Source organism: Empedobacter sp. UBA5987, from assembly GCF_002429865.1.
Lineage (GTDB): Bacteria > Bacteroidota > Bacteroidia > Flavobacteriales > Weeksellaceae > Empedobacter > Empedobacter falsenii_B.
The window spans coordinates 41875-51022 of record NZ_DJBB01000068.1; the positions used below are offsets into that span (position 1 = coordinate 41875).

Here is a 9148-nt window from a genome sequence, read left to right on the forward strand (position 1 = left end):
TAAATAGTAAACCTATTGTGACAGACTGACTTCAAATCGCGAAAGTATCATCTTTTGTTTCTATTGGTAATCTGACTTGTAATTTGCATTACTTACAGTTGCGCGACAGCTCGTGATTCTCACACGATTCCCCAATAATTTGTTGTTTATTTCTTTACAAATGTAACAAGACAAAATAAACGATTGTAAAACTTGAAAAAATAAGATTATACAACTTATTATTAATATTTTTACAAAACAAAACACTTAAACAACGATAAAATATCGTGTTGAAAAGAATATTATTTGGATGGAAACATTAGATCAAACCGATTTAGAATTATTAAGAATTCTACAAAAAGATTCGAAATTGACAGTAAAAGCAATTGCTGCTTTAGTTAATTTATCTCCTTCACCCGTTTTTGAACGTATAAAAAGGTTGGAACAACAAGGTTATATCAAAAATTATAGAGCGGTTTTGGATGCAGAAAAGCTGAACAAAGGCTTTATGGTTTTTTGCAGCATTAAGCTAAAACAACATGATCGCACGATTGGGAATAAACTTGTGGAAGATATTTTGTTGATTGATGAAGTGGTGGAATGTTATAATATTTCGGGCGAATATGATTTTATCTTAAAAGTACAAGTTTTGGATATGAAGCAATATCAAGATTTTGTTTTCAATAAATTGGGCGCTTTAGAAAGCATCGGGAGTACGCACAGCTCTTTTGTGATGGCTGAAATAAAAAATACGTACGGAATCAATATTTAAAAAAAAAAACAAAAGGTTGAGCAATGCTCAACCTTTTTTCCACAAATAAATAACACACTACTTTTTGATTACCTTGAAAGTAGAATTGTTAACTTTTATGATGTAAACACCTTTTGGTAAAGAGGAAACATCTAATTGATTTTTCCCTTTTTGAAGTGTTTTCTCTGTCATTTTAGTTCCTGTAATAGCGAAAATTTCGGCTTTTGAAGCTTCATTTGTTTCAATAAACAATACATTATTAACAGGATTTGGATAAACATTTACAACAGATTTAGCTAAATCATTTGTACCTAAAACGGCTGATGAAATTGTGATGTTTTGTGAAACAACTTTTCCATTCGAATTGAAAGAAAGTTTAATTTTAGCTGTTCCATTTTTTAGTGGATTAATCACTAATTCTTCCTTATCATTAATCGAAATTTCAGCTACATCATCATTTTCAATAATTTCTAAATCTTTTACAATTGCTGCTGATAAATTATCTAAATCAGAAACTTTATCTTTCAAATCAATTGTTGTTGCTGTATTGATATGATAAGTTGTTTCTAAATCATTAATAATTGGTGCTGCATTATCTGGAAAAACAGGTAAAGATTGAAACCAATAATAATCATTTAAAGGAATTGTTTTCGTTAAATTTCCTTTATTATCAAATTTATGGATCCAGTTTTTTTGGTAATGTGTTCCATATCCATTTTCTGTTGTTGTTACAATTAATTCATCTGACACAGGATCTACGCGTAAACCAGCTCCATAAACAACTTGTTTATATTGCTCATCTTGACCAGGAATTGTAGCAAAATTCTCATTGAATTCATTTTTATCCACATCATATTTTACAATTGTAGGACTAACAGACCAACCAGAACCTGGGAAAAAGTAAATCACATTTTCTTTTGTTGATGCACAAAAACTTCCTGCATTCCACGCTCCCCAAGTATTCGGAATTGTTTTCGTTGGAATCAAGATTTCTGTTGTTTCTAAAGTCACAGGATTTATTTTAACCAATTTATTTGCCAATGCTCCCCAAACATTTCCATCTTTAGATTGAACTACAGAAATAAAACTTCCAGCAATCGTTTGCTTAATTTTGTGAGTGTTTGGATCAATTACTAATATTCCACCCTTTTGAGTTACGGCAAAAACATAAGTAGAAGTTCGAATAATATTTGCTAAAGCACCAAATTTATCAGCACCTTCAATTAAAGATCCTAATTTCAAGTTTTCAATATCAAACAAATAAAGTCCACTTGAAGTTCCTAAATATCCTGTTTTAGCATCAACACCTACAAAACTTCTTCCGTCTCCACCAATTGTTTCAAAACTGGCTTTTTTCTGTAAAGTTTTCGAATCTGCAACAACTAAACGATTTCCTTGTTTCGAAACAATGTAAAAATTATCACCATAAATTGTTGCAAAAGGAGGCGTAACTCCTAATTCTTCATTGGTATTCACAGTTTTGTAAATATTATAATCGATAGAATAATCTAGATTCATAAAATTAATTGATCCATTTGTATGACCAAACCAATCTTCATTCAGAATAAAAACACCATTTGTATATTCTTTTGTTTGTGCAAAACTTGTTTGAAATGCAGCAATTGTAAAAATCGAAAGTAAAAATTTTCTCATGTATTGTTTGTTTTTTAGAAATCCGAAACCATCATCCAAAAATGACAGCCTCGGATAAAAATATTTAGAAATGAGATTTATTGAATTTTTTCTACTTTTAATTTATCCATTGTAAAGTATAATGCTGTATTTGCTCCCCAATTTCCTACATCGGTTGTTTCTAAGAAAAACATTAAATACTTGACTTCTCCTAAAGACGAAAGATCAACATCTTGCCAAGTTGTTGAAATGTTATTTACTCCATTTCTGAAATCAACAAAGTAATGTGTCACAGGTTTTTCTGTTGTTAATTGCTTATTAGCCGAAACTCCATAAATATGAATAGCGAAATAATCTCCTTTTTCAAATTTTCTTGCATAAGCATCCCCGTTCATAATTCCATAGTAAGACCAAGGACTAATCGCTAATTTTACACTTTTGGCTTTATATTTATTCGCCATATCCAAAATTTCTACTACACTAGAAAATCTGTCAATCTTAACTTCTTCTCCATATTTCAAAACTTTTTCTGATGGTTTATGATCTGCAAAAGAAACCAAAAAAGGCGTTCCTTGTCCGTCAGCACCACCTTTTGCCATTGTTCCCCATTGATTATCTAACCAACCTCCTTCATTCTTTATTTGATCAGAATTATCATTACTATTAGAAACAGTAAATCCCATCCATGTTAAATATTCGGGCCAAGCAGTATGCTTTAGTTTGAAAATTCCTAAAATTAAATCTGTATCTTCTTTATATGTTCCTTCCCAAATTTTACCTCCAGAAGTTGAAATTCCTTTCGAAAGATCGAACTTAGAAACATCTAATGTTTGGTATTTTTTTAACTCAACTACCTCATTTTTATAATCATCATCATTACATGATGACAAAAATGTGATAGATGACGCGATGATTAATAGATTAAAAAAAAGTTTTTTTGGAAATTGTAAATTTATAGTCTTCATATTGATGAAATAATTGTAAAAAAACCGTCTCATCATCGTAACAACTCGACGGTTTATAAAAAATATTTAGTGTTAATTATAGATGTAAATCGTAAGCACCCATTACTTCTGTTGAAATTTCGCCTAACCAACCTGCTTCTTGATTAGTTGCTGTGTAAACTTTGATAAAATCGATTCCTAATAATTTAACAGGATTACCATTTTTATCAACAGCCCAATCAATATCAATATTTGAATCTTCGCTGTTATTTGGTGCATTGTCTACATAACCATATGAGTATTGTTTTCCTTTCCAAATTCCATTGTTTTCGGTATAATTATTAGGTAAAAGTGTACCTGTAAATTTTAACTGATCCGAACCAAACCACAATGGATAATATGATTGCTTATGATAACTATTTTTAGTTTTATAACCTGAATTTCCTTGATTATCTGTCCATTTTACATATTCAGGATTAGGTATTTTATCTTCTTCAGTTGGTTTTTGATAAGAAATACTATAATTTTTTATTGTATTTGGATTCGTGTACTCACTTCCTGCGATTTCGTACCATTCATCGTCATCTGGTTTTCCATTTTTATTTTTATCATATGCTACCATCACAATTCCAGGTTCAGAAGATCCAGCAAAACCATTTCCTAAAACTTTAAAATCGCGTTTGTTTGGTTGGTTCATAATTGTATGGTCAAAACCAAATACCACATATCCTCCGTATCCTCCTAAAGAAATCATACCCGTTTCTTTTCCTATCAATTCTTTGCCTGCTTTAGTCGTCATTTCTGCTTGTGTATTACCTGCTTCAAAGAGAGGAAGTTTATTGGTAAATTGCCCAACTGAAGGTAAAAAATCAAAGACTTGAGAAATGTATTTACTATAAGTTGCTGATTCTTGTGTAACATTAACCTTCGTTTTAACTGTTTTAGATGTAGTTCCTGATTTTATTTCTAATGTCAAATCATAAGCACCAACTTTATCAGAAACGAAACCTAAAGTTTTCTCATTTCCTATAATTTCATTGCCAAGTTTCCATGTATATGTTGCATTCTCGAAACCTGCAATAGTTGGTTCGATTGGAACAATTTTTAAGCGTGTTGCATCATAAGATGCTTGTAAAGTAGCATTATCAGGATTTGTCTCGATAATGTTTTCATCATCACTACAGCTTTGTATCAAAGCAAAACTTAGTGCGGTTAGTAAGATTTTAGAATATTTCATATGTAAATTTTATTTATAGACAAAAGCAAAATGAGCTGGAATATTTCCGGCAGCAGTTTTCCATTTAAAAGCACCATTTTTATCAAAACAATAGATGTAACCCATCGAAACATAATTTCCGACATCGGTTAGAAAAAGATCCTTGGTTTGAGGATTTACAGCAATTCCGTAAGGCGTTTCAATTTCATTAATAACAGGATCATTGACCAATGTTTTGTTAATAATTTGTTCTGTTTTAGTATCAATTACGCCATAAGTTTTTGTGTATTCGAAAGTTGTGTAACTAAATTCGTTTGAATAATAATAGAGTTTGTTATCAACAATCGTAAAGTTAGAAACAGGAATATCAAATTTCTTTTTGATTTGATGCGTTTTACTATCTAACACATATAAATTTGAAGGAACGTTGTAATAATCACCACGAGAAGTCACATATAAATCACCATCTGCATCTTTTTTTAAGCGATGAAGATTTACTTCAACATCAATTTTTTTGGTTTCTTTAAATGTTGATAAATCAATCACAGAAACTGTTTTATCATACTCAGGAACTCGATAACCACCTGAATTTGCTACATACAGATTATTCCCAACAACTTCTAATTCTTCTGGCTGATAACCTACCGTCACTTGTCGTGTAACCGATAAATTAATCGTATCAATTTCGACCACTTTTCCCAAAGGCGCTTTCGGATCAAGCGTAACAGGACCAGCATACGAAGATGCATACGCTTTACCATTTGCAAACGTGATGTAACGTCCATTTTCCAAAGGAATTGTTCCCAAATGTTTGGCTGTTCTTGCATCCATTACTTCGATAAAATTTGATACGTTGATAACCGCATATAACTTATTTCCATATATTTTGATATCATTCCCAACATCACCCAATTCCTTTACCATAGTAGGATTTACGGTTGCATATATGTTTCTATTATAAGTTCCTGTTGTAAAATCCATGTAATCAACCGTAGCCATATTGCTTCCCATATTTCCTTCATTAAGCAAATAAAAACCAACGACATCAGTTTTTTCGGGATTGGTTACACCTTCTTCCTCTTTCTCGATCAAATAAGTGTCTTGTTGACAAGCATAAAAAGTGATTGCTGTTAAAAAACAGACGAATAATTGTTTGAAATTTCTCATAAGTTTGCGCTTAGTATTAGTTTGAATTGTCTTCCCGGCATTGGATAATTTAAAACCACATCATATTGTTGATTCAAAATATTATTTAATTCAAAAGAAACTTTGAACAAATTTTGATTCAACTTAAATTCTTTATGTATTCCTAAATCATTTGTAAACCAAGGATTAAGATGGTTTATTTTAATATTATCTTGATGAACATTATAACGTTCTCCAACATAAATAAAACTGTAATTAAAATTCCACGTTTTATAAGAAGCAGCTAAAACAAAAGAGCCACTATGTTTTGGAGTATATGGAATTTGATTTTTGTAGTAACTTTTTTTCGAATTCGAATAATCTAAGGCTTGCAAAAAACCGTAATTAAGCATTGGTGAAACTTCTATTTCTCCTAGTTGGAATGCTGAACGAATTTTAACATCCAACCCTTTTATTCTAACTTCATCCAAATTGAGCATCGTAAAACGAAACAAACTTCCTGAAGCCGCAGCAACAATTTTATCAGTTACTTCATTATAAAAAGCATCGGCTTGAATCGTAATATTTTTTAAGAAATTTGGAGTTGTTTTAGAATAGTTAAAACCAACATTATATTGCGTTGAATATTCTGGTCGAAGATTAGAATAACCAATATTTGTATAATACAAATCGTTGAACGTTGGCATTCTAAAAATACGTTTGTAAAATGCTCTGATATTAAAATCATGAGATTTGAATGGTTGATAATTGGCGATAATTGTTGGCGTCCATACATTTTTATCTGGAGCACTTGTGTTCATTTCTACTGATTCTTTTACAAAAGTTCCCAATAAACTTCCTTGCAAACTCAAACCTCCAAGACGATAAGTTGACGCGATAGCAACAAGATTTGTATGACGAGTAGGAAAAGAAAAATTCTTTAAATCAGTTCCCATATTATTAAACTGATAATCTGTTGCAACATTCACATCCCAATTATCTGTAATCGAATAAAGATTTGCCCAAGAAACATAAAACTCGCGTTGTGTGTATTTATTTTCTGTTTTTACGGTTGAAACTGTATCTGTATAATGAGTGAAATCGTAAGCAAATTTTGCGTTTATTTTCGATTGAAAGTTTCTGAATCGTTTCTCATATTTTCCTTGAACAAAGTAATTTCGATCAACCAAAGTTTGTCCACGTCCATCAAATCGACCACGAACAATTGCGGCAGGAATTCCACGATCCGAATCATACAAATATCCTTTTACATTCCAATTCGATTGATTTCCTTTTCCGATCAATCCCAATTCCAAACGTTTTGCATCAACTTGTCCATCTCTACGTTTCAAAACTGTATCGTATGCAGTTGTTCCATCCAAATTTTTACGTTGATAACGGAATTTATATACACCATTAGTTTTAACATGTTCCGCACTCAAAACAGCTGATAATCTATCGGTAATTTTTTGTTCAATACGAATAGAAGGATTGATTAATTGAATCGAACCTAGCTTATAACGGAGTGTAGCATTTGTTTTTTTTTCACCAGTAAAAACAGGTTTTTTGGCTTGAAGATAAATAGCAGAAGCAGAAGCATAATCTTTCGCTGATTGAAAAATATTACTTTTTTGACCATTATATAAAGAAATCACTTCCATATCGTCTAAAGAAAATTTCCCTAAATCGACAATTCCATTTTGCGCATTTCCCAATTGAATTCCATCATAAAAAACTGCGACATGTTGAGATCCCATCCCACGAATATCAATAGTTTTTAAACCTCCAACTCCACCGTAATCTTTGATTTGTACACCTGCAAAAAAACGAACAGCATCTGCCACAGAATGGCTATTTAAAGCCTCTAGTTGCTCTCCTTTCAATTCCTGAACAGGAACAACGGCTTTTATATTATTTTTTAGGATATTAACTTGCTGAAGCTCTAAAATACTATCATTAATAATTTGCGCAGAGGCAATCCGACATGAAAGCAAAATCAAGCTGCAACAAATAATTATAGTTTTTAGATTTCTCATTTAGCAATAATCAATTGTTGCTAACGAGAGTGTATGGAGAAGTATTGAAAGGAAGAACCTATCCAAAATTTGAACTTCACGCTTTAGTCCCCGAAAGCATTCAACATTTATCATTTTGGTAGGTCTTCTGACTTACTCCTTTTTTAAAAATCCTTCCCATTCTACGAACAGTGGATATATGTATCTAAAAAATATGGAGCTTACAGCAGCGGGTCTGTTCAGGATTTTCACCTGATTCCCTGTTACCGAACGATTAAGTTCGCACCAAATGTTAATCAAAAGTAAAATTATTATTTTGAATAAACAATTAAATCTTTATCAATAATAGCTAAACAAAAAAAGCTAACTCATTCGTTAGCTTATTCTTTTACTTTATTTATTTCGATCACTTCACCCGTTTCATCAACCTGAACCGCAATCTTTTCATAATTCCATTTATCAAATTCTTTCTCTCCAACAATAATTGCAGTTCCAGAACCTTTTGTACCTTTTACCGGAACAGAAATATTAGCTTCTCCAGTATTATTTGTAATAGAAATATTTCCACTAAACATTCCATTCGTTTTAACATCCTTACCCAATTTCTTCTGAACTTCAGGATTTTGATTAATAATATTGATCGCATGTTTCGTCACATCATTATCTGAAGTTAACTTGCTAAAACCCCAAAAGGCGCCTCCAATTAACAATCCAAAAAATAAAATCACAAACGACAAACAGCCAATAGGCACTACCCATTTCCAATTGCGTTTAAACCAACTTTCCTTTGGTAACAATTGATTATCAAACTGATTTTCTTCCATAATGTTTAGGTTTTGAGTAAAAATAATAAATTTGGGAGTTCGCTTGTTAAATTTAAATTATAAACAAAAATAATACTTTACTTGGAACGTAGCGAAATGAAGAATCTTAAGTTATAAGACGTAAGATTTAAGACTTACAGAATAAAGATGTAAACAAAAGTATCCCTTAAAGAGATTATAATAGAGGTGTTTTCGAGTTATGAGTAGTAAGTTCTGAGTTAGTTGTAAAAAGGAAGCTTCCTTTTTATCAAAAAAAAGCTTCTCGTTGACTAATTAGAAGCCTCTTGTTGGATGAAAGCAAGCTTCTTTTTTTATAAAATATAGTTTGGAGATGCGTTGAAGTAAACTTACATTTTACTTAATACATTTTACAAAAAAGTATAGCCACAAAAAAACCTCAAGAAAATAATCTTGAGGCTTTTGATAAAAACTGGCGACGACCTACTCTCCCGTAAGTACAGTACCATCGGCGCAGGCAGGCTTAACTTCTCTGTTCGGAATGGGAAGAGGTGAGCCCTGCAGCTATAGTCACCCTAATATTTTTAAATAGGTATTAGTTCCTAGTATTTCTTGACATTATTGACTTCGAAATTCGTTTTTCGTGTTTCGAATTTCGTTTATACAATCTTTTGGTATTACTTTATTAATCCAAATAAGATTAA

Annotated in this window: 7 protein-coding genes, 1 rRNA gene and 2 riboswitches; of the genes, 1 reads left to right on the forward strand and 7 read right to left on the reverse strand. The window is 31.4% G+C overall.

Annotated features, from left to right (window positions below):
• Window positions 1–44 precede the first annotated feature (44 nt).
• Window positions 45–180, reverse strand: a riboswitch (cobalamin riboswitch).
• Window positions 181–289: 109 nt separating this feature from the next.
• Window positions 290–751 carry an Lrp/AsnC family transcriptional regulator gene (locus tag B3J26_RS11950; RefSeq protein ID WP_038336827.1) on the forward strand — a complete coding sequence of 154 codons (462 nt, stop codon included), beginning with the start codon at window positions 290–292 and terminating at the stop codon, window positions 749–751.
• Window positions 752–808: 57 nt separating this feature from the next.
• Here the strand turns inward: B3J26_RS11950 and B3J26_RS11955 are convergent, their stop codons facing one another.
• The 7 genes from B3J26_RS11955 to rrf form a co-directional block, all read right to left on the reverse strand.
• A complete protein-coding gene (locus B3J26_RS11955) occupies window positions 809–2383 on the reverse strand; it encodes a DUF5074 domain-containing protein (protein WP_291074682.1) in 1575 nt (524 codons plus the stop codon).
• Window positions 2384–2460: 77 nt separating this feature from the next.
• The gene (locus B3J26_RS11960) at window positions 2461–3327 is read right to left on the reverse strand and encodes a DUF4465 domain-containing protein (RefSeq protein ID WP_291074683.1); all 867 of its coding nucleotides are present in this window, start codon (window positions 3325–3327) and stop codon (window positions 2461–2463) included.
• A gap of 76 nt (window positions 3328–3403) precedes the next feature.
• Complete coding sequence (locus tag B3J26_RS11965; protein WP_291074684.1) at window positions 3404–4543, reverse strand: PKD-like domain-containing protein; 1140 nt, start codon at window positions 4541–4543, stop codon at window positions 3404–3406.
• 9 nt (window positions 4544–4552) lie between these two features.
• Window positions 4553–5689 (reverse strand): YncE family protein, encoded by a 1137-nt coding sequence (locus tag B3J26_RS11970; RefSeq protein WP_280038185.1) that lies wholly within the window; start codon window positions 5687–5689, stop codon window positions 4553–4555.
• Window positions 5686–7683 (reverse strand): TonB-dependent receptor, encoded by a 1998-nt coding sequence (locus B3J26_RS11975; RefSeq protein ID WP_291074685.1) that lies wholly within the window; start codon window positions 7681–7683, stop codon window positions 5686–5688. The genes B3J26_RS11970 and B3J26_RS11975 overlap by 4 nt, the downstream gene beginning before the upstream one ends.
• A 99-nt stretch (window positions 7684–7782) precedes the next feature.
• A riboswitch (cobalamin riboswitch) is annotated at window positions 7783–7967 on the reverse strand.
• Between the two features lie 75 nt (window positions 7968–8042).
• Window positions 8043–8486, reverse strand: a complete 444-nt coding sequence (locus tag B3J26_RS11980; protein ID WP_291074686.1) for a cytochrome c oxidase assembly factor Coa1 family protein — start codon at window positions 8484–8486, stop codon at window positions 8043–8045.
• A gap of 428 nt (window positions 8487–8914) precedes the next feature.
• Window positions 8915–9022: ribosomal RNA gene (gene rrf / locus B3J26_RS11985) — 5S ribosomal RNA — on the reverse strand.
• Window positions 9023–9148: the final 126 nt, after the last annotated feature.

What these genes read in the sequence shown, in the direction of transcription:
- B3J26_RS11975 (WP_291074685.1), bottom strand. Translation starts at nt 7,683, where the DNA reads ATGAGAAATCTAAAAACTATAATTATTTGTTGCAGCTTGATTTTGCTT.
- B3J26_RS11980 (WP_291074686.1), bottom strand. Translation starts at nt 8,486, where the DNA reads ATGGAAGAAAATCAGTTTGATAATCAATTGTTACCAAAGGAAAGTTGG.
- B3J26_RS11955 (WP_291074682.1), bottom strand. Translation starts at nt 2,383, where the DNA reads ATGAGAAAATTTTTACTTTCGATTTTTACAATTGCTGCATTTCAAACA.
- B3J26_RS11965 (WP_291074684.1), bottom strand. Translation starts at nt 4,543, where the DNA reads ATGAAATATTCTAAAATCTTACTAACCGCACTAAGTTTTGCTTTGATA.
- B3J26_RS11950 (WP_038336827.1), top strand. Translation starts at nt 290, where the DNA reads ATGGAAACATTAGATCAAACCGATTTAGAATTATTAAGAATTCTACAA.
- B3J26_RS11960 (WP_291074683.1), bottom strand. Translation starts at nt 3,327, where the DNA reads ATGAAGACTATAAATTTACAATTTCCAAAAAAACTTTTTTTTAATCTA.
- B3J26_RS11970 (WP_280038185.1), bottom strand. Translation starts at nt 5,689, where the DNA reads ATGAGAAATTTCAAACAATTATTCGTCTGTTTTTTAACAGCAATCACT.